At 40.0% G+C, this 20989-nt stretch carries 13 protein-coding genes and 2 tRNA genes; 5 read left to right on the forward strand and 10 right to left on the reverse strand.

Annotation, left to right across the window (positions count from 1 at the left end; translation table 11 throughout):
• From MWU56_RS13690 to MWU56_RS13700, 3 genes are all read left to right on the forward strand, one after another.
• The coding region (locus MWU56_RS13690; RefSeq protein WP_247045262.1) for a gliding motility-associated C-terminal domain-containing protein at positions 1–3219 on the forward strand (3219 nt) is incomplete at its 5' end.
• Positions 3220–3227: 8 nt separating this feature from the next.
• The gene (locus tag MWU56_RS13695; protein ID WP_247045264.1) at positions 3228–4223 is read left to right on the forward strand and encodes a type IX secretion system membrane protein PorP/SprF; all 996 of its coding nucleotides are present in this window, start codon (positions 3228–3230) and stop codon (positions 4221–4223) included.
• Position 4224: 1 nt separating this feature from the next.
• Positions 4225–6168, forward strand: a complete 1944-nt coding sequence (locus tag MWU56_RS13700) for an OmpA family protein (protein WP_247045266.1) — start codon at positions 4225–4227, stop codon at positions 6166–6168.
• A 1-nt stretch (position 6169) separates the two neighbouring features.
• On the opposite strand, the gene MWU56_RS13705 is transcribed toward MWU56_RS13700, so the two are convergent.
• The 9 genes from MWU56_RS13705 to mutS all read right to left on the reverse strand — a co-directional run bounded on the left by MWU56_RS13705 (position 6170) and on the right by mutS (position 17188).
• Positions 6170–7414: an NRAMP family divalent metal transporter gene (locus MWU56_RS13705; protein ID WP_247045269.1), complete on the reverse strand. Its 1245-nt coding sequence runs from the start codon at positions 7412–7414 to the stop codon at positions 6170–6172.
• 81 nt (positions 7415–7495) lie between these two features.
• On the reverse strand, positions 7496–9874 hold the full coding sequence (locus MWU56_RS13710) for a S9 family peptidase (RefSeq protein ID WP_247045271.1): 2379 nt from the start codon (positions 9872–9874) through the stop codon (positions 7496–7498).
• Between the two features lie 571 nt (positions 9875–10445).
• Positions 10446–11201 carry a collagen-like protein gene (locus MWU56_RS13715; protein ID WP_247045273.1) on the reverse strand — a complete coding sequence of 252 codons (756 nt, stop codon included), beginning with the start codon at positions 11199–11201 and terminating at the stop codon, positions 10446–10448.
• A 274-nt stretch (positions 11202–11475) separates the two neighbouring features.
• A complete protein-coding gene (locus MWU56_RS13720; RefSeq protein ID WP_247045275.1) occupies positions 11476–12366 on the reverse strand; it encodes a YihY/virulence factor BrkB family protein in 891 nt (296 codons plus the stop codon).
• Between the two features lie 210 nt (positions 12367–12576).
• Positions 12577–13122 (reverse strand): cupin domain-containing protein, encoded by a 546-nt coding sequence (locus MWU56_RS13725; RefSeq protein WP_247045277.1) that lies wholly within the window; start codon positions 13120–13122, stop codon positions 12577–12579.
• Between the two features lie 84 nt (positions 13123–13206).
• A complete protein-coding gene (locus tag MWU56_RS13730; protein ID WP_247045279.1) occupies positions 13207–14010 on the reverse strand; it encodes a helix-turn-helix domain-containing protein in 804 nt (267 codons plus the stop codon).
• Positions 14011–14327: 317 nt separating this feature from the next.
• A tRNA-Leu gene (locus MWU56_RS13735) sits at positions 14328–14411 on the reverse strand.
• Between the two features lie 45 nt (positions 14412–14456).
• Positions 14457–14529: transfer RNA gene (locus MWU56_RS13740), tRNA-Gly, on the reverse strand.
• A gap of 76 nt (positions 14530–14605) precedes the next feature.
• On the reverse strand, positions 14606–17188 hold the full coding sequence (gene mutS / locus MWU56_RS13745) for a DNA mismatch repair protein MutS (protein WP_247045748.1): 2583 nt from the start codon (positions 17186–17188) through the stop codon (positions 14606–14608).
• A gap of 149 nt (positions 17189–17337) precedes the next feature.
• On the opposite strand from mutS, the gene MWU56_RS13750 reads away from it, so the two are divergent.
• Positions 17338–17877 (forward strand): RNA methyltransferase, encoded by a 540-nt coding sequence (locus MWU56_RS13750; protein ID WP_247045281.1) that lies wholly within the window; start codon positions 17338–17340, stop codon positions 17875–17877.
• 113 nt (positions 17878–17990) lie between these two features.
• Here MWU56_RS13750 and folK read toward each other — a convergent pair whose 3' ends face one another.
• Positions 17991–19133 (reverse strand): 2-amino-4-hydroxy-6-hydroxymethyldihydropteridine diphosphokinase, encoded by a 1143-nt coding sequence (folK, locus tag MWU56_RS13755; RefSeq protein ID WP_247045283.1) that lies wholly within the window; start codon positions 19131–19133, stop codon positions 17991–17993.
• Between the two features lie 69 nt (positions 19134–19202).
• Between folK and sppA the strand changes: the two genes are divergently transcribed.
• Positions 19203–20963 (forward strand): signal peptide peptidase SppA, encoded by a 1761-nt coding sequence (gene sppA, locus MWU56_RS13760; RefSeq protein WP_247045285.1) that lies wholly within the window; start codon positions 19203–19205, stop codon positions 20961–20963.
• Positions 20964–20989: the final 26 nt, after the last annotated feature.

Genomic DNA, 20989 nt, shown 5'->3' on the forward strand with positions numbered 1-20989 from the left:
AGTGCGACGATAGATGTCACGACCAACGGTGACACGGTGATCGAGGCCGACGAGGTGGTCACCGTTACCCTGAACTCCACTGACAACGGGACGCTCAGTGCAACTGATGGCGAGGGGACGAGCAGTTTCACGGACGACGATGTTGTTGGCTTCACCATTGTGGAATCTGATGGATCTACTGTAACCTCTGAGACAGGGGGCACGGACACATTTACGGTTGTTTTGGACTCCCAGCCTGTCACGGATGTTGTATTTGATATTACCTCCAGTGATACGAGCGAAGGAACGGTTGATTTGACTTCCTTGACCTTCACGAACGCAAACTGGAACACTCCGCAAGAGGTCACGGTTACAGGTGTTAATGATATTATAATTGATGGCACACAGACGTATAATATTACGGTAAGTGTGAACGATGCTGCAAGTGATGATAATTTTGATGGATTGTCCAATGCGGTATCTGTGAATAATACAGATGATGATGTTGCCGGTTTCACCATTGTGGAATCTGATGGTACCACGGTGACCTCTGAGACAGGGGACACGGACACCTTCACTGTTGTCCTAAATAGGGGGCCGTTTTTAGGAAACGTTGTTTTGGATATTGAATCTGAAAATCTTGTAGAGGGTACAGTATCGCCTTCAACCCTTACATTTACAACAGGAAACTGGGATACACCACAAGAAGTGACAATTACTGGTGTTGATGACGCTTTGTTGGATGGTGCTCAAAATTTTAATATTAATGTAAGTGTAGATGAGTTTAACAGTGCTATTTCTTATCTCTTGGTCCCAGGCCAGACAGTTTCGGTGACAAATATGGACGACGATAGTGCTTCAGTTACCATTGCAGATGCCAGTGGTAATGAAGATAGTGGGCCCATTACTGTTTCAGCAACCTTAAACAATGCAGTTGTTGGTGGTTTCTCCGTAAATGTTAGTACGGTGGATGGTACAGCGACCACTGCGGATTCGGATTACACTCTTATTGCTGGACAAACCTTAGAGTTTGACGGTAATGCTGGAGAAGTACAGACTTTTGAGGTAATTCCCACGGCTGATGCCAAAATAGAGGCCGACGAAAGTCTAACAATTAGAATGGACAATTTAGCAGGTACGGCTTTTACTGTGGATATTTTAGATACTGCTACGATTACAATAAATAATGATGATTCTTGTAGGGCAGGCACAACAGCACCAACTATAAATGCTACGGGCACTGCTTTTTGTGATGCATTTAACCAAGAACTGGATTTGTATGTTTCCGACGCGGAACCAGTTGGTACGGAACTACGATGGAGTACAAACTCCGATATTTCGGTGAGCGGAGATTATTTAGGGAGTAGTGTGGTTAATACACCCGGCACTTATTATGGGTTCTTTTACGATGCCACCAACGATTGTTTTAGTAATGCTACTCCTGTGACCTTGACCCAAAGCTTTACACCGTCAACAGGAACGGCTTCAAACTTGGGAGCTTGTAGCGATGCCACAGAAGGTGTTGCTTTGGTTGATCTTGATTCGAGCTTGTCCGATGCCGACCCAGGAGATTGGGTATTGTTGACTGCACCTGCAGGAGCTTCAGTATCCATAAATGTTGATAACATCATCAATTTTGATGGACAGCCCGAAGGCGACTATACCTTTAGGTATACCACTACGGGTGCCACCGGAACATGCTCCAACCAAAGCGTGGATATTACCGTAACCGTTAACGATTGTTCCGGCCCCTGTGATGCAGGCAATACAGCACCACAGTTCAATGGTGTGGATACTACCATAGCCTTTTGCGATGTGGTCGATGCCAACCTAAGCAGTTATGTAACCGGCACAGCACCTGCTGGAACGGTACTTACATGGAGTACAAGTAATATCCCCTCGGAAAGTGAGGCACATTTAAACAACCCCAACGTGGTTGAGCCAGGAACCTATTACGGTTTTTATTACGATGCTGCCAACGATTGTGGCAGTCCCTTACTGGCATTGACCTTAATACGAAATTTTACGGCCACTATCGATAGTACAGATGGAGGTGTTTCCTGTGGGCCAAGTATATTGGACCTTACCGCAAGTGCATCTGTGGAAGATGAAAGTACGATCAGCTATACTTGGTACGATGCCCCAACAGGCGGTAATATTGTAGGAACTAGCGATACTTTTACTACAAATACATTGTCCGAGACCACCTCGTTTTATGTGACTGCTTCAGCAAACGGATGTGAATCTGAACGGGTGGAAGTAATCGCTACAATTTACAATGAACTTTCCGCAGGTATTCCAATTGAAGACCTAACGGTTTGTAATGTTTCCAGTGACGAAGGAACGACCACATTTGATCTGGACGATGGTTTAATGGGACAAGATGCAGGAACATGGACTTTAATTACAGACCCATCCAATGGAGATTTGACTATAGGAACAGGTAATAGTATCGATTTTACAGGACTTGCAAGTGGAGCATATGTATTTGAATACACTACGGACCCTGTAGGTGACTGTACGGAAACTTCATCAGTACAGTTGACCATTACCGTGCAAGATTGTATTACCAATGAAGCGATTGACTTGGCGATTATAAAAGAGGTGGATGATGATAAAAAGGAAGTGCTTTTAGATACCGAAGTCACTTTTACTATAACTGTGGAAAACACGACTATGAACAGGGTGCAGGATATTGTGGTGAGTGATGTTTTGGAAGCTGAGTTTGAATATCTATCCAGTTCACCATCCAAAGGAAATTATGATGAAACCACTGGTGAATGGACGATTGATGAGTTGGTAGGGGAAGAAAGTGTTTCTTTGGAAATTAGTGTTAGGGTAATTGAATTGGGTACATTAGCAAATACCGCTACGTTGCTTTCATCCGTTCCCGAAGATGATACTACGGAGAACAATATGGCAATGGCAGAGGTGAAGGTAATCCCTACTGAATGTGTAGATCCAGGAACATTGTGTAACATCTTTTCGCCCAATGGTGATGAGTATAACCAAACCTTAAAATTTATAGATCCTGAAGATGAATACACTAAAAATAGTTTAGAAATTTTTGACCGTTACGGCAACAGTGTCTTCCAAATGGATGGATATGATAGTTCTTGGGACGGAACAGGGAAAAATGGGGATTTGCCCAATGGAACATATTTCTATATTCTAGATTTAGATACAACGGATGGCAGTGATGAAGATGTGGTTAAAGGATGGATTCAAATTGTAAGGTAAAAACGAAAATGCCAGATAAAATAATCGTTTCAACGTACAGAAAAGTATTGCTCTTGGTTCTTATGGCAGTAGGCTATGTCCATGCCCAAAAAGAGCCACAGTACACCCAGTACATGTACAATATTGGGAGCTTTAACCCGGCCTATGTGGGCACGGTGGAAAGTCCGGAGATCATTGGGCTGTACCGTGCACAATGGGTAGATGTTCCCGGAGCACCGACCACCATACGGGCAGGAGCCAATATTCCATTCAGTAATGAGAAAATGGGACTGGGGGTCAACATTGTGAACGATGTGTTGGGGCCTTCCACACAAACCTATTTTGATGTGGCCTATTCCTATGAAATACAGGTGTCTGACGAGACTAAACTCTCCTTTGGGCTCAACGCGGGAGGTTCTTCGCTCAATATGGATTATTCCAAAGGGACATTTGATGATCCAACTGATGCATCCATTTTTGGTGATACTTATAGCAATTTTTACCCCACGGTGGGCGCAGGCTTGTTTATGTACCACGAAGAGGATTGGTATTTGGGCGCTTCCGTTCCCAACTTTTTAACCGACGAGCTTTATAACGACGAAGTGGCCACCATTGTGGACGATTATATGCAGCTTAACGTGATTGGTGGGTATGTGTTCCAACTGAGCGACCAAACCAAATTGAAACCAGCATTTTTGGTCAACTATCTTAAGGGATCACCAGTTACCGTTAACCTATCGGCCAATTTCCAGTTTATAGATGCACTTACCATCGGAGCGTCTTACCGACTTGATAATGCGGTGAGCGGCCTGGCAGGTTTTCAGATTTCCAATGCCATGTTCATAGGGTATTCTTACGATTATAACACCAATGGTCTTGGCGAGTACAGCGGTGGTTCCCATGAGGCCATTTTAAAATTTTATATAGGGCGAGGTGGTTTTGGTTCCGGTAGTAAAAAGACCAAGAACAAACAATCAAAAAGTAAAAGTAAAGGTAAGCAGATAGATTCCCCAAGATTTTTCTAACATGAACCAGCTAAAAAAAATACAGATAACACTATGGGCAACCCTTCTGGGCGTGGTTTTCTGCTTCGCCCAAAACAAGCAATCCGAAGGGGATGTTCTATTTTTTCAATACGAGTACCAAAAAGCGGTCAGAGCTTACGAGACACAACTTTCTGAAGGTACATTGTCCAAACAGCAATTTTTGAACTTGGCGGATGCCTATTTCGAAACTGATAATTTTGAAAAAGCTTCAGAGGCCTATTTGGAAATGTATGCCCAAGATACCCTGTTGGGTGCCCATCATTATAATAAATTATTGCAGAGCCTTTCCAAAACTCCAATTGTAGAGGGAAAAGAAGCGGTTTTGTCCCGTATTTTAGCAACTTTTCCAAAAGAGTTGAAAGAGAATATGGATTTCAACAATCAACTGTTGCAAGATGGTTCACAAGAACATCGGTTGGATTATGAGATTTTTAATTTGGAGGACAATAGCCCGCAAACAGATTTTGCGCCAAGTTTTTATAACGATAATCTCCTGTTTTCCAGTGGCCGTCAGATAAACAAAAAATTACGGTACGAACCGGGCAACGAAAGCTATTTCAATATATATAAATCGGAAATCCAATCTTCTGGGCAAATAGGGTCGTTGCAGGTTTTTGAAGCTGTGGAAGACACGGATTACCACAAGGCCACGCCTTCATTCTCAGCGGCCTTGAACAGTGTTTTCTACGTAGTTTCCAATACGCAAAATGGAGAACTTGCTTTTGATTCGAATGGAAAAAATGCCTTGTCCATTGCCAAGCAGGTCATAGGAGGAACCAATCAATTGCTGTTAAAAGATTTGAGCACTTCGTTCTATTACCCATTTTATGATGATACTAACGGCAAGCTTTATTTTTCGGCTGATTTTGAAGATGGCTACGGGGGAACCGATATATATTTTGTGTATACCAATAATGGGCAGATAATGTCCGCGCCTATTAATTTAGGACCGCGAATCAACTCATCGGGGAATGAGATTGCCCCGTTTATTTTCGAGAACAGTTTTTACTTTGCTTCTGATGTATTCTATGGTCTAGGAGGAATGGACATCTATAAATCCAATATGGAAGAAGAGGATTTTGGAATCCCGATCAACCTTGGAGACCAAATCAATTCCGAATTTGATGATTTTGGTTTGGTTATTAGAAACGAAGGGGAAGGTTTGTTGGGGTATTTTGCTTCTAACCGACCCGGTGGAAAGGGTAAAGACGATATCTACGGTTTTAAGGTGAATGAAAAGCCCGGACTAAAAACGTTGACATTTAAAGGTGAGGTGGTAAATTCCCATACATCCAATGTGGTACCTGATGCTGTTGTAAGTCTATGGAACATGGATGGCGAGGAGGTAGCAAGAACCACTTCAGATGAAAATGGCCAATACCGATTGGAAATTCCTTACGAGGTGGAGGTGGTGATTGAAGCAACCAAACAACGATATTCGAGGTTTATAGAGCAATTTTCTGAAGAGGATTTGGAAGCATTGAACAACCAATCCTATACTATTGGGATTTCCTTGTACGATGATATGGTAGAGGAACGAGAAGGGCAAAAAGTAGTAAAAATGGATGATTTCTATTTTGATACGAGCTCTACCCAATTAACAGAGGGAATCAAAACTGAATTGAACAAAGTTGTGGATTTTATGAAAGCTTTTCCAGAGGCCCAACTTCGGATAGAAACCTATACGGATAGCAGAGGGGGTAGCAATACCAACTTTAAACTTACTCAAGGCCGTTCGGATGCCATTAAAAAGTACTTGGTGGAAAATGGAGTGCCTGCCATCAGTATTTTGTACACCATAGGTTATGGGGAAGATAAAATATTGAACAATTGCACCAATGGTGTATTCTGCTTGGAAACATTGCATAAGCAAAACCAGCGTTCCCTTGTGGTAGTGCTCAATGATAATGTATTTTTTGATTAACCTAAGCCAGAAGCATCCAACAATAATACAGGGCAAATAGCGAAAGAAACAAGATACCAATATAAGTAAGGGTCCTCATTGCCATTTTGGGTCTATGTTCCAAAGGAACATCTTTTCCAATTACTGTTTTTAGGTTCATCCATCCCAATATCGGAGCAAATATAAAAGATACAAAAGTGGCCAATCCGACCAAGTCTCCCATGTTTGCGCCAAAAAAACTGATTACCATCCAATTGATAAATGCCATCGCAATGACCATCAATGAAAAGGCATGTTTCCTATTGTAAATGGTTTTTGTTGGATATAGTTTTTGCAATACGTCCAAACTAACCCTGGAGATGGCGTCATGTGCCGTCATGCATGTACTTAACATTGTGGCAAAGGCGGCCACTGCAATAAAAAAGTAAGCCCAAGTCCCAATATGAGTGGTGAACAGGTTTACCAATTGATCGGCAAAAACCACAGCATTTCCGCTTAATTCGGTTCCAGTACCATATAAGGTCATCCACCCAATAATCATAAAAAACAGGGCAAGTACCGCGGTCATTGCATACCCTACGTTAAATTCTTGGAGCACTATTTTTAGTGAAGGCTTTTTCTTCATGGTTTTAAGGTTTTCCATACCCCAAAGACTTACCCAGCCAGATGCCTCTACCGCTGTGGGCATCCATCCAACAAGGCCGATCAAGAATAAAATGCCTACTTCGTTAAATATTTCTGGTCTCTCATAAGACATGCTATTGGGTACGGGCCCTTTTTGTAGTACCAGCACTGTAGTAACCAATAGTGCAACAAAAAGTATGGTGATAACGGCCTTTAAGGTGTTTTCTAGGAACTTGTATTTTCCAATAATCAAAAGTAAACTGATAAATACAAATAAGCCCAGTGATATGGTTTCTGCACTTACCGTAGTTACATCGAACAGATTCATGAAGAGACCTGCTGTTACCACATAAAGCGCAGCCAAAATAGTAAAAGTAGAAATTAGGGTCACAAAAGCATAGATCCATAAATAGGTCTTGCCCAAATTTAGATATCCTTCAATAAGACTTTTTTCCGTAACTGTTGTGTACCGAATACCGAACTCAAAAAAGGGATATTTGAACAAATTGGCCAAAAGTATGGGAATAACCATTATCCATCCATATTGGGCACCAGCCTTGGTTGAAAGCACCAAATGGGATGTGCCAATGGCCATACTTGCGAACAATAGACCGGGACCAAGGGCCTTTAACAATGCCTTCATGCAGTTTGTTTGTTAATTTTTTGGGCTGGAAGATATATTTTTTTGTTGAAAATTTTCAAGTTTTTTAATGCTTGGAATCGTTTATTCTTTTCCTAGAAGTGATTTCTGGAACAGTTTAAAGATGCGGGTATACTCATCGGTCCAGCTGCTGGGTTCAACAAATCCATGTCTTTCAACAGGATAGACCGCCATTTCCCAGTTTTCCTTACCAAGTTCTATTAAACGTTGGGACAATCGGACCATATCCTGAAAATGTACATTGTCGTCCACCATGCCGTGCAAAATCAAAAGGTCGCCTTGTAATCCATCTGCAAAATAAATAGGTGAACTTCGTTTGTAGGCCAAACTATCCGTGGCAGGAGTATTCAATATTCGAGCGGTATAGCCATGGTTGTAGGCTGCCCAATCCCCAACCGATCTTATGGCACCACCTGCACTGAACGTATCCGGGGCGTTAAACATCCCCATAAGTGTGATAAATCCACCGTAAGAACCTCCATAGATTCCAACTTTATCTGTGTCAATCCCATATTCGTCCATGAGCATTTTGGCACCATCCACTTGATCGGACAAATCTTTCCCGCCCATATGTCGGTATATGCCCGTACGCCAATCCCTGCCGTAACCGGCACTTCCGCGGTAATCAATATCGAGTACCGTATAACCATTATCTACCAAAAGATTGTGGAACATATACTCTCTGAAATAGGAGCTCCACCATTTGTGCGCGTTCTGCAGGTACCCTGCACCATGGACAAAAATCACAGCTGCTTTATTTTGTACCGATGTTTCCGGTTGATAAAGTCTTGCGTGAACTTCTGCACCATCCGATGCTTTGAAGGTGATGATCTCCGGATCTTTCCAATCATAGGCATTGAATGTTTCCATATTGGAATCCGTAATTTGTTCCGCTTGGGTTGATCTCTTACCTTTTATAGGGTTATTTTGAATGTACAACTCCGTGGGTTTATTGGAATAGGAATAGAGAATGGCCATTTTATCCTCATTTGGGGAAAGAACGACGTCGTTTCTGCCCACCATATCGGTCAATTTTTCCCATTTGCCCCCTTTGAGCGACATGGAATAAAATTGGCGGTCTCCCGGGTGCGTTTTATTCGAAGTGAAATACCATCTGCTTTTATCTTTTGATATAAAAGCATCGTAAATTTCAAACTCCCCAGACGTTAAGGCCTTGTCGTTTTTGTTGTTGATATCCATTGTGTACAGGTGGGAATACCCTGTTTTTTCCGACATGAACCAAATTTTCTTGTCATCGGGCATCCATCCCATGTTGCCACCACGGTAACGACCTATGCCTGGGCCTCCCACCCAAGCTTCATCATGTTGACGGTCCAATTGTTCCACATTTCCGGTCTTGGGGTCAAGCAAAACAATCCATCGGTCCTTGTAATCGTTGGCCTGTATATCCAAAATGGCCTTGGTACCGTCCGTGTTCCAATGTGGGTTATTGATAAAGCCTATGCGGTCTTCATTTTCGTATTGTTTGTCTGGGTAATCCTTGGTATACTCGGGTAAGTAATCCAAACCTTCAAGATTGTCCAAGACTACGGGATAATTTTTACGGTTTTTTACATCGTACACAAACATTTCGTATTGTGTAGGTTCATCCCCAACTTTGGAACGTGTATTTTGGTCTTCGGTATAGCCCGATTCTGTTACAAAATGAGGTACTATGGTTCTTTTGGAATTTGGCTGATCCATTAAGGTATAGGTGATATATGATCCAGATGGGTCTATTTGCTGGCCAATGACCTGTTTTCCTTTGGTTTCGATTTCCAAAGGCTCCAAAATTTTCAGTTTTTCACTGATTTTCTCTCCGGCATCCTTCTTTGCCTTACGTTCCCGGAGTACATCAAAAATATCCAATTGATCCTGGTACAGCCATTCATCTTTAGAGTTACGTTGCGGTTCTTTATCCTTGGATGTTACAAACTGTGTTTTTTGTTCCAGCAATCCTGATTCAATATTCCACGTAAAGAGTTCGCCACCCTTAACAAAAGCTACACTTTTTCCACTATCTGTAAAATGTGGGTTGCTTTCCCTTTCTTGGGTTTTGGTTATTGCGGTTGATTTATGGGTTGCAATATCCAAAAGGAAAATATCTCCATTTTTGGAAAATACAGCTTGCGTTTTGTCTGGGTTGTATGTTAATCTAGAAGATGGGAGCGAATTTGCGGTTAAAAAATCCACTTTATGAATTTTTTTATTTCCAACGGAATAGGCATGTAAAGAATCACTTAGCGCAGCACCCTTGGGGTTCCAATCAAAATAAAGTGTTTGTCCATCTGTGGACCAATAAGGGCTGGACGGTCTATGGCCAACAAAGGCATCACCTTGCATAATGTCCTTGATCTTTAAACTGGAGACATTTCCTTTTTGAGCTAAAACCGTATTGAAAGTGATAAGAGAAAGTAATATAAATGTAAAAAATCTTCCCATGGTACGTATAAGGTTTAAGATAGTTTGTTTCTCAAATATCGGTTATTTTGATGAGTTTTTCTGAAACATGAACAAAACAAAAATATGGGAGCATTCATGCTATTTTAACCATAAAGTCGGCTTTTATAGGCAAATCAAAACTTATATCTAACTATGTGTTTTTAGTACTGTTCACGCATTTTATTATAAAACAGCTCTAAATTCAACCATGCTGAGACCATTGTAATTAGCTATGGGTTTTAAATGTATGCGACGGTTTTCTAGTTGATGTTATGGCTCAACTTGTTGCTTCAAACGATAAGTAATGGCTCGCCAAATGTATGGACCACAGTAAACGGGGTATTATTGCCGAATGGGACTAGAATGGTAATTTGATTACGAAGTACTGGATATGGAAATCTAAAGAGGATGTCTAGTAAGTCGGTTTTCGTAAACCTGAACTTGTTTCAGGTTCTGATAATGATTTTTTTTTAAATATGATGTGATTCTGAAACAAGTTCAGCATGACGTGTTTTAATACTTCTTAGTCAGCCTCTTTTTGTAAAATTTATATAATCGATTGTTGAATGATTTACTCAATCAACTCAAAAAGATAAATATCTACCTCACCGGATACGTTCAATTCATTTCCCGAATCGTTGTTGGCACCATCAACTGTAAAGTGATAGGTAAATGAAAGATGGTTGCCGTTTTCAGGCTCGAATACGAGGTTGGTGAGTTGCATATTGGATACACCTTCACCATCAGAATCATAGCCATCATCTAGCATAAAATATTTATTGTCCTCTCCAATAACACCATAATTGTTAAGGGTGGTTTCAACTAAATCTACTTCTTCTGTCTCCTCACCTGGATTGGTAATGGTAACCTCCCAATCGAAGTAAGCAGGATTATAGGTGGCATCAGGTGCCGTTAAGAACCTACGAAAATTAAAAAAGTATTGGGTGTCTTCACCCATTTCAGTGGGAATAATTATATTATAATCTACATAATCTTCACCATCTAGACCTAAGAATCTAAATTCTGTATTGTCTGTAAAGGGAACATCATCAGGTCTTGTACCGCTTAGATGCAAAGAGACTGATCCATATTGAGCCATTTCGTCCAATCCAGCCCCATCTTGCCCGTCATTGCCAGGGTCTCCTTGCGTTCCTTGTGGCCCTTCGGCTCCATCTTGGCCATCTTGGCCGTTGACCCCGTTAACACCATCTTTTCCATTTACACCGTCCATGCCATTAATGCCATCAACCCCATCTTCCACTAAACAAGAGTTGAAGCTAAAGCAAAGCGTTAAAAAAAGAAAACTAAAAAGAAATTTGGATTTCATAGGAATAAAGATTTGGTAGTTAGTTGAATTAAAGGTAATTGATGTACTAGTTGGATAGGCTAGGTAATTGATGGTTGTGCCATTTGAGTTGACAAATGAGCTATTTGGATTGATGGATTAAAAAATAAAAGAATTTCAATGGTATATGTAATGACGTATTTTGAGATACTTACACTTCTGCCCATATATATTGAAGATTACTTGTCCATGGCTATGGGTATATTTAATACGATATTGTTGCATAATGAAGGATTACCTTTAATTGTTATATTAATCAATCATAGGGTACAAAAAGAATATTGTAAGCTTTTGCGTAGATATAGGTGAACTGTGCTCCAAAGAATAAAATCAGGCAAGAATAGGAAACCCACAAGAGTACTAAAATAATTGTTCCAGCGGCGCCATAGGTAGAACCTGGGTTGGCTTCACCAAAATAGAGTCCCAATAAAAACTTACCTATTACAAAAAGAACAGCTGTTACAAACGCCCCTATCCAAACAGCTCTCCATTTAATTTTGGCATCGGGCAAAAACTTGAACATTAACGCGAACATTACGGTAATTATAGCAATTGAAGAGAGAATATCCACGCCATATGCCAAATACACGGCAACTTCGGTTATCAAGCTTTTAAGGTAATCATTTAATGCGGCTATGGCAGCGGTAACCATAAAGCTAATCAGTAGTAGAAAACCTATCACTAAAATAAAAGCAAAGCTTTTAGCTCTTTCCGATACCAATTTCCAAAAATTGAACCCTGAGGCTCCATCTATCCGCCATATCTCATTTAAGGATATTTTTAATTGATAAAATACTCCCGTGGCTCCAAAAAGTAGGGTGGCGATACCGATTATAGTGGAAATCAAATTTTTGTCCTCGTTCTGTGTGTCCTGTACAATATTTTCAATGGTGTTCGCTGCATTGGCCCCAAGAACAGTTGTGAACTCGTCCGTTAACCTACCTTGTACTATATCCACCCCCCAAATGGAACCTACAATGTTGATTATGATGACCAACAAAGCTGGCAGCGATAATACGGCATAATAAGCTACTACAGCACTTAATCGCCATGGACGGGCTTTGTTCCAGGCCTTATAGGTGTCTAAAAAGAGATAGGGAAAATCCTTTAACCTAAACCGTTCGGAATATGTATGACCTTCTTTCAAAGATTGCTTTTTTAGAATTTTGAAGTAATTGTGCAACCGAAAAGTAAGGGAAGTCCCGAAAAACAATTGGCTTGAATAAAATAATTGTTAACGGTATTAAAAACAAAAATCCAATAAACAGTAAGTTCATAGGATTTATTGTATTCGAGGAAAAGTACTATTTTTTATATGGATTATTGGCCCAATTTATAGATGTTGGTGATCCTTTTGTTAAACAAAACTAATACCATATTTCGCACAAATTTCAGATACTTTTTCAAAATCCGGAGGACCTGCCGGTAAATCTGATAGTTCAGAAAACATGGATTCTATACCCGATGGGAAAGCAGAGCAGATCATTTTAGCTGTTTCATTACCGACCACGGTCCAAGAATGTGGTATGTTCTTTGGAGCAAAGGCAATATCTCCTGCATTTAATACTGTGACCTCCTCGTTGACCATAATTTCAACCTGACCTTCAATAATCCTGAATATCTCATCCTCAAGTGTATGAACATGAGGGGGGATGCCAACTCCTGGCGCTACATTGGAGACCCATTCCATAATTTGTTTGCCAGTATCGGTACCAATAAGTTTATGGGTTTGTATATCTCCAAGTACGTTGAATACACTTCCGTCGGTATCGGTTATAATTTTTGAGGTGTTTTCCATTGTTGCGGACACATCATTATCCGATGTTTGGCATTGTGTCATTAAAGGAAACATGGTAAAACCTAATCCCAGTCCTGAAGTTTTAATAAATTGTTTTCTGTCCATGATTATATTTTTTCTGCAATTTATTGGGATAATAGTATTGCATCAATGTGAAAAACACGGTATATACTTAGATTTTAGGAGCAGTTAGCTTTTTCTAAGAACTGAAGGGGTTATCCCAGTATGGGTTTTAAAAAAGTAGCTGAAATAATCAGGGGAGGAAAAGCCTAGTTCAAAACTAATTTCTTTTATGGTCTTGTCCGTAAACTTTAAGTCGTGTCTGGATATCATAAGCAATTGTTCAATTATGATTGCCTTTGAGCTTACCGACAGGACTTCTTTTACGCATTCATTCAGATACTTTGGAGAAATATTGAGAAGGTTCGCATAATCGCTTACTTCGTGATGCTTATAAACGTGCTTGTCCACGAGCTTTTTGAATTTATAGACTACGTTGGTTTTAGAGTTGTTATTTGAAACAATGGATTTAATGTTGCATTGTCCATCACAGTAGACAAAAAATGTGTTTAAAAGTGATAGTATTGCCTCGTTTTTATGGTTAAGGTGAGATCCTAAAAGCTCATCGATCATTTCCAGAATTGCCTGTGTTCTTTTTTCAATTCCCGGACTCAGTTTAAATACAGGAATTTCACCCGAATTAAAAAGCCTTACTTTATTTATGTGCAGATTGCTTAAAATGGGATTGTTTAAAACCTCATTGGTCAAGTACAATATATAGCCTGAAGAAGTAGAACCGTTTTTTTTTAAAATTTTCCATTGATGTTTTGCATCCAAGAAAAAAATTGAATTCGAAACATTCTCATATAAAATATTGTCTATTTCAATACCATCTACTTCATTTTTAATCCAACAAATAGCAAAACCATTATTCCTATGTTTTGAGGTGGTTTCTTTGATTATTTGTGTGATGTTAATGGAATCTGGTTTCATTTGATGGGATTGTCCATGGACAAAGGTGTTTTTAGCTTGTTTATCTATTTGTGGTTGTGGGGTTTATGTCTTGTAATTTAATAAATAAAAACGGATTGAAATCCCCTAATTAAGTAGGGTCTTACAATTGTTTAGGAATGTTTTTAGCTTTTTGTGGTTTTTAGTCTTTATTTCAATTGTAGTGACAACAAGGAGATTTGAAAAATCATTGCCTTGAATTATAGACATTTACGTGGATAATTGTCAAATGGCTTCCAAATAGGGATAGATTGTAAAACAAAAAACCCTGAAAACCAATTGGTTAACAGGGTTAAAAGTACTCGAGGCGGGACTTGAACCCGCACGGGCTAATGCCCACAGGATTTTAAGTCCGGCGTGTCTACCAATTCCACCACTCGAGCCTGGACTTGAAACAAAAAAACGCTGCAAGCAGCGTTTCTTGTTCGAGCGAAAAACGGGATTCGAACCCGCGACCTCCACCTTGGCAAGGTGATGCTCTACCAGCTGAGCTATTTTCGCATTTTAAAGAACTCTGCACTTTTCCCAAGCGCGGATGCAAATTTATAATATTTCTATTAAAATAAAAGGATTTTTTTTAGGAAGAAGCCTTTTTCTTTTTACTTAACAGTCGTTTGATCTCATTTAATTTCATCAAAGCCTCCACAGGGGTCAGAGTATCAATGTCCAAGTGCAATATTTCTTCTTTGATTTCTTCCAGCAGTGGGTCGTCCAAATTAAAAAAGCTAAGTTGCATTTCGTTTTGCGAAGCTTGGAGTTTACCAGTCATTTCTTCACTGGAATGCGATTTTTCGAGTTTTTTAAGGATTTTGTTCGCCTTTTGAATCACTTGTTGTGGCATTCCCGCCATTTTTGCCACATGGATTCCAAAACTGTGCTCACTGCCACCGGGCACTAATTTGCGTAAGAAAAGTACATTGTCCTCCAATTCTTTTACCGAAACATTATAATTTTTGATTCGGGAAAATGTGCTTGTCATTTCGTTTAGCTCATGGTAGTGGGTAGCGAACAATGTTTTGGCCTTGGCTGGGTGTTCGTGCAAATATTCGGAAATAGCCCAAGCAATGGAAATACCATCATAGGTACTTGTGCCACGCCCAATCTCGTCCAATAGCACCAAACTACGTTCCGAAAGATTGTTTAGGATGGAAGCGGTCTCGTTCATTTCTACCATAAAAGTAGATTCTCCCATCGAAATGTTATCACTGGCGCCAACTCTAGTAAAAATTTTGTCCACGACACCTAAATTGGCTTCGGTGGCTGGGACAAAACTACCCATTTGAGCCAGTAAAACAATAAGTGCTGTTTGTCGCAACAAAGCAGATTTACCACTCATGTTGGGCCCCGTGATCATAATGATCTGTTGTTCCTCACGATTTAGAAGTACATCGTTGGTCACGTAAGCATCGCCAATGGGCAATTGTTTTTCGATGACAGGATGTCGTCCTTCTTTAATATCAATATCGGTGGATTCATTAACGATAGGCTCAATATAGTTGTTTTCCTTGGCCAATTGCGCAAAACCACAAAGGCAATCCAATTGGGCGATAAGCTGAGCGTTGCGTTGCACAGGGGCAATGTATTCTTGCATCCAAACGAGCAATTGCTCAAAAAGCTGTTGTTCCAGTTGGTAAATACGTTCCTCGGCACCTAGGATTTTGGATTCATACTCCTTCAACTCCTCGGTAATGTAGCGTTCCGCATTCACTAAGGTCTGTTTTCTGATCCAGGTTTCAGGAACTTTGTCCTTATGGGTGTTTCGAACCTCGATATAGTAACCATAAACATTGTTGGAAGCAATTTTTAAAGAGGTAATACCCGTCTCCTTGCTTTCTCTTTCCAACATCTTGTCCAAATAATCCTTCCCCGAAAAAGCAAGGCCTCGCAATTCGTCAAGTTCTTTGGAATAACCTTCGGCAATAGTGTTGCCTTTGGCAATGTTTACGGGAGCTTCTTCATTAAGTACCTCTTTGATTTTTAATCGCAGTACTTCGCAATCATTCAGTTGTGCCCCAATATTGATCAAGGAAGTATTACTGCAATTTTCAGTCAATTGTTTGATTGGTACTACAGCTTCAAGTGAATTTTTAAGTTGGATAATTTCTTTCGGGTTGATTTTTCCCGTGGCCAATTTGGAGATTAACCGCTCCAAATCACCCATTTGCCCAATATATCCTTGGATTTTGAAGAGCTGTTCCTCTTCATTTTTTAAAAAAGAAACTACGTGATGACGTTCTTTTATTTTTTCAGCATTTTTTAAGGGGAGCGCTAGCCATCTTTTCAGTAGTCGACCACCCATAGGAGAAATTGTCTTATCGATAATGTCCAACAAGGTCACCGCATTTTGATTCGGCGAATGATAAAGCTCCAGATTGCGTATGGTAAATCTATCCATCCATACATACTCCTCTTCAGCAATGCGCTGTATTGTGTTGATGTGTTGCAGCCTGTTATGTTGGGTTTCGGACAGGTAGTGAAGTACCGCGCCAGATGCAATGACTCCATGGTTAAGATGCTCGACACCAAAACCTTTAAGGTTTTTTGTGCCAAAATGATGATTTAAGCTCTCTTTGGCGTAATCCTCTTGAAAAATCCAATCTTCCAAAAAGAAACTATGGTGTTGTTTTCCAAAACATTCTAAAAAGTCTTTTTTGTGGTTTTTTGAGACCAACACCTCGTTGGGTGAAAAATTCTGGAGCAATTTGTCCACCTGCTCCACGGATCCTTCGGATGTTAGGTATTCACCGGTAGAAATATCCAAAAAGGAAACACCAATTTTGTTTCTTCCAAAATGGACCGCACACAGAAAATTGTTGTTCTTGGCTGTCAAGATATCATCGTTAAGAGCCACCCCGGGTGTCACCAGTTCTGTAACGCCACGTTTTACGATGCTTTTGGTTTGTTTTGGATCTTCCAACTGGTCGCAAATGGCTACCCGTTGTCCTGCTTTTACCAATTTTGGTAAATAAGTATTCAAGGAATGGTGCGGAAACCCAGCCAATTCAGTTTTGTCTCCGCCATTGTTACGGTGGGTTAGTATAATGCCCAAAATTTTGGCAGCCTTTACAGCATCTTCCCCAAAGGTTTCGTAAAAGTCCCCAACGCGAAACAGTAACAGGGCATCAGGGTGTTTTACCTTAATGGTATTGTACTGTTGCATCAACGGGGTAACTTTCTTTGTTTTTTTCTTGGCAGCCAAAGCGATTTAATTCTGTTACTTTTGCCCAAAATTGGGATGGAAACGAATATATTGTTTTCATCGGCCATCAAAAATTTTTGTTGATATTTTCACCGCAATGTTTAAAAAAAATGAGTCGAAAACTGGAAAATAGCGAGCTGGAACGATTAGATGTTGCCAGTTTTAAGCAGGCGGATAAATCGCCTATCATCATTATTTTGGATAATGTTCGCAGTTTGAACAATATAGGTTCCGTTTTTAGGACAGCCGATGCTTTTTTGGTTCAGAAAATTTACTTGTGTGGCATTACAGCTACGCCTCCCCATAAGGATATTCGCAAAACGGCCTTGGGAGCTACGGAAAGTGTGGCATGGGAATACCGAAAGGATACCTTGGAACTTTTGACTGAGCTGCAAGAAGATGGCGTAAAAATATTGGCGGTGGAACAGGCTGAAAAAGCGGTGATGCTTAATGACTATGTGATTAATCCTAAAGAAACCGTTGCTTTGGTTTTCGGGAATGAGGTAAAGGGAGTTTCACAAGATGTTGTCAGTGCAAGTGATTTAATTTTGGAAATTCCGCAATTCGGAACCAAACATTCACTGAATATTTCCGTGAGCACCGGGGTAGTGGTGTGGGATATTTGGTCCAAACAAAATGCACTGAAATAAAAAGGCCCTGAAAAACAGGGCCATATATAAGTCTGAGTTAGTTAGTTTCTCGAATTGAGGCTGCTAATAAAATAAAACCATTCGTTATATGCAAGCATTTTCTAAAAAATATCTTAAATATTTAACGAAAGTATATTGTCTTCCAGCTTATTTAAAATGAATTCATAATCGTGGGCATTATTTACAAAATCGAGTTCGCCTATATCTAAAATAATGCTGTTTTGATTGGGGTGACTTTTTATAAAGTCCAGATAACCCCTATTTATTTTTTCTAAATATTCAGGGTCAATTTTTTGTTCATAATCTCGTCCTCTTTTTTTAATGTTAGCCAACAACCGTTCGGTATTTTGATATAAGTAAAGATATATTTCTGGCTTTCGTACCTCTTTGTACATAAAACTAAAAACCTTTCGGTATAGATTGTATTCTTCAGCTTGCAAGGTTACTTTGGCAAAAATGAGTGATTTGAAAATATCATAATCACTAACCATAAAATTTTTAAATAGGTCGAACTGGGAAGTGTCGTCCATAAATTGTTGGTACCTATCCGCCAAAAAGGACATTTCCAAAGGAAATGCATAGCGTGATTGATCTTCATAAAACTTTGGCAGGAATGGGTTGTCCGCAAAACGTTCCAATACCAATTTGGCGTTAAAATCGTTGGAAATCATTTTGGACAGGGTTGTCTTGCCTGCTCCAATATTCCCTTCAATGGCAATGAGCTGCAACTGGGAAAAAAGCCCCGACCTATCCTTAAAAAGTTTGAGCTTGGTTTTTACAAAGCTACTTTTGTCCCTGCATTCCTGTAAAAGGTTTCGAGTATCCTTTTGCAGTACCGGATGGTAAAATTGAGGTGCGATATCGCTCAACGGCTTTAGAACAAAATTCCGATGTTGCATTTGTGGATGCGGAATCACTAAGTAGTCGTTATTTATCACCTCTGTTCCATAATATATAATATCAATGTCCAAAGTTCTGGAGCTATAGCCGTTACCAGAGCGAACTCTGCCAAAATCCTGTTCAATTTGCAAAAGGAGGTCTAGCAACGTTTTTGGTTCTAGTGGTGTCAATAGCGATAAAACAATGTTTAGAAAATCATCACCCTCAAAACCGATGGCCGGATTTTTATAAACGGAGGAGATATCCAAAATATTCCCTGCGCTTTGTTGTATACGGAATATGGCTTTTTGGAGGTTCGCAAGGCGATTTCCCAAATTGCTTCCCAGTGAAAGATATACCTTTTGCTTTCTGCCCATAATCGAAGAAACAAAGTAAACAAAACAATACTACAATGGTTATATTTGAAGCGGATTAAATTTTATTGGATGAAGTTTTTAAGAAACTTACTGGCCTCAATTTTGGGGAGCTTGGTGGCATTTATGATTATTGTAGGGATGTTTTTCATCTTTATGGCCCTTATTGGAAGTATGGATGACGGAGTTGTTGTTAAGGAGAATTCCGTACTGGAGATTAGTTTTATAGCCCCAATCCTGGACTATACAGGAAAAGATGATACCGATCCATTTGCAGCCTTTGTAGGTGAAGAACTCGGTTTGGACGAGATTTTACACGCTATTGAGGTTGCCAAAAACGATGATAATATCAATGGGATAAGTATTACCACCGGATATTTACAAGCAGGCCTAGCACAGACCCGTGAGATAAGGCATGCCTTACTGGATTTTAAATCCACGGGCAAATTTGTAATGTCACATTCAGATGTCTATGCGCAAAAGGATTATTACCTGGCCAGTGTTTCGGATGAGGTATATTTGAATCCCGTGGGCATTTTGGACTTTAAGGGCTTGGCAAGCGAAGTGCTTTTTTATAAAGGGCTACAGGAAAAATCTGGAATAAAAATGGAGGTGATTCGTCATGGAAAGTATAAAAGTGCGGTAGAGCCCTATCTTTCCGATACGATGAGTGATGAAAACCGTATGCAGATCAAAGAACTCATCACCTCTATTTGGAGCATTATGGTTGATGATATTTCAGAATCAAGAAACATTACACCTCAAAACTTGAATATAATAGCAGATACCCTTGGTGGAAGAACACCTGAATACGCTGTAAGTTCAAAACTTGTGGACGGAGTGTTACATTATGATGAATATGAGAATTTGCTCAAAGAAAGAATGGGGTTATCAGAAAATGATGAATTGAATTATGTTGAGCTTACTGATTATGTGAGGAAAGCGAGCCAAAAGAAAATTAGAACGGGTGCAGATAAAGTGGCTGTAATTTATGCCCAAGGTGAAATTATAGGTGGTGAAGGTGGTAAAGACTACATAGGTCAAGGACTTATTATTGATGCTTTGCACAAAGCGGTGGACAACGAGAGCATTAAAGCGATAGTAGTTCGTGTGAACTCCCCCGGTGGTAGCGCCTTAGTCTCCGATATTATTTGGAGAGAAATGCAATTGGCCAAAAAGGAAAAACCACTAGTAGTTTCTTTTGGCGATGTGGCAGCTTCAGGTGGTTACTATATTGGAGTTGCAAGTAATAAAATAGTTGCCGAACCTACTACAATAACTGGCTCCATAGGTGTTTTTGGAACTATTCCCAACATTCATGAGCTATCTCAGGATATAGGCATTAATGCAGAGCAAGTGGGCACCAACCAAAACTCTGTGGATTATTCCTTTTTTGAACCCATGACCGACACTTTCCGCAAAGTTATGCAAGAGAGCGTAGAAAATACCTACGCTACTTTTTTGGATCGTGTGTCCCAAGGGCGTAATATGTCTGTGGAACAGGTAAATGAAATTGCCCAAGGTAGGGTCTGGAGCGGTGTGGATGCCAAAGCACTTGGTTTGGTCGATGAGCTCGGTAATTTGGATGACGCTATTGCCATTGCTGCCGATATGGCCGAATTGCAAGACTACGGAATTCGTAAGTACCCTAAGTACAAATCCGATTTTGAAGAGTTTATGGAAGATTTTGGGTCGATGAAATCCAAAATTGGAGAGTCCGTCATAAAAGAGGAAGTAGGATCGGAAGCCTATGAAATTTTAAAAGAATTCAAACGATTTACCAAACAAGAGGGAATTCAGGCCAAGATGCCGTTTAGTCTAAAAATTCAATAAGTCCATTTTAGTAATTCCTTAAAGGA

The organism is Allomuricauda sp. F6463D, assembly GCF_023015965.1.
In the GTDB taxonomy this organism is placed as follows: domain Bacteria; phylum Bacteroidota; class Bacteroidia; order Flavobacteriales; family Flavobacteriaceae; genus Flagellimonas.

Coding starts and splice junctions, on each gene's coding strand:
- MWU56_RS13750 (WP_247045281.1), top strand. CDS start 17,338: ATGAGTCGAAAACTGGAAAATAGCGAGCTGGAACGATTAGATGTTGCC.
- MWU56_RS13730 (WP_247045279.1), bottom strand. CDS start 14,010: ATGAAACCAGATTCCATTAACATCACACAAATAATCAAAGAAACCACC.
- MWU56_RS13700 (WP_247045266.1), top strand. CDS start 4,225: ATGAACCAGCTAAAAAAAATACAGATAACACTATGGGCAACCCTTCTG.
- sppA (WP_247045285.1), top strand. CDS start 19,203: ATGAAGTTTTTAAGAAACTTACTGGCCTCAATTTTGGGGAGCTTGGTG.
- MWU56_RS13710 (WP_247045271.1), bottom strand. CDS start 9,874: ATGGGAAGATTTTTTACATTTATATTACTTTCTCTTATCACTTTCAAT.
- mutS (WP_247045748.1), bottom strand. CDS start 17,188: ATGCAACAGTACAATACCATTAAGGTAAAACACCCTGATGCCCTGTTA.
- MWU56_RS13695 (WP_247045264.1), top strand. CDS start 3,228: ATGCCAGATAAAATAATCGTTTCAACGTACAGAAAAGTATTGCTCTTG.
- MWU56_RS13715 (WP_247045273.1), bottom strand. CDS start 11,201: ATGAAATCCAAATTTCTTTTTAGTTTTCTTTTTTTAACGCTTTGCTTT.
- folK (WP_247045283.1), bottom strand. CDS start 19,133: ATGGGCAGAAAGCAAAAGGTATATCTTTCACTGGGAAGCAATTTGGGA.
- MWU56_RS13725 (WP_247045277.1), bottom strand. CDS start 13,122: ATGGACAGAAAACAATTTATTAAAACTTCAGGACTGGGATTAGGTTTT.
- MWU56_RS13705 (WP_247045269.1), bottom strand. CDS start 7,414: ATGAAGGCATTGTTAAAGGCCCTTGGTCCCGGTCTATTGTTCGCAAGT.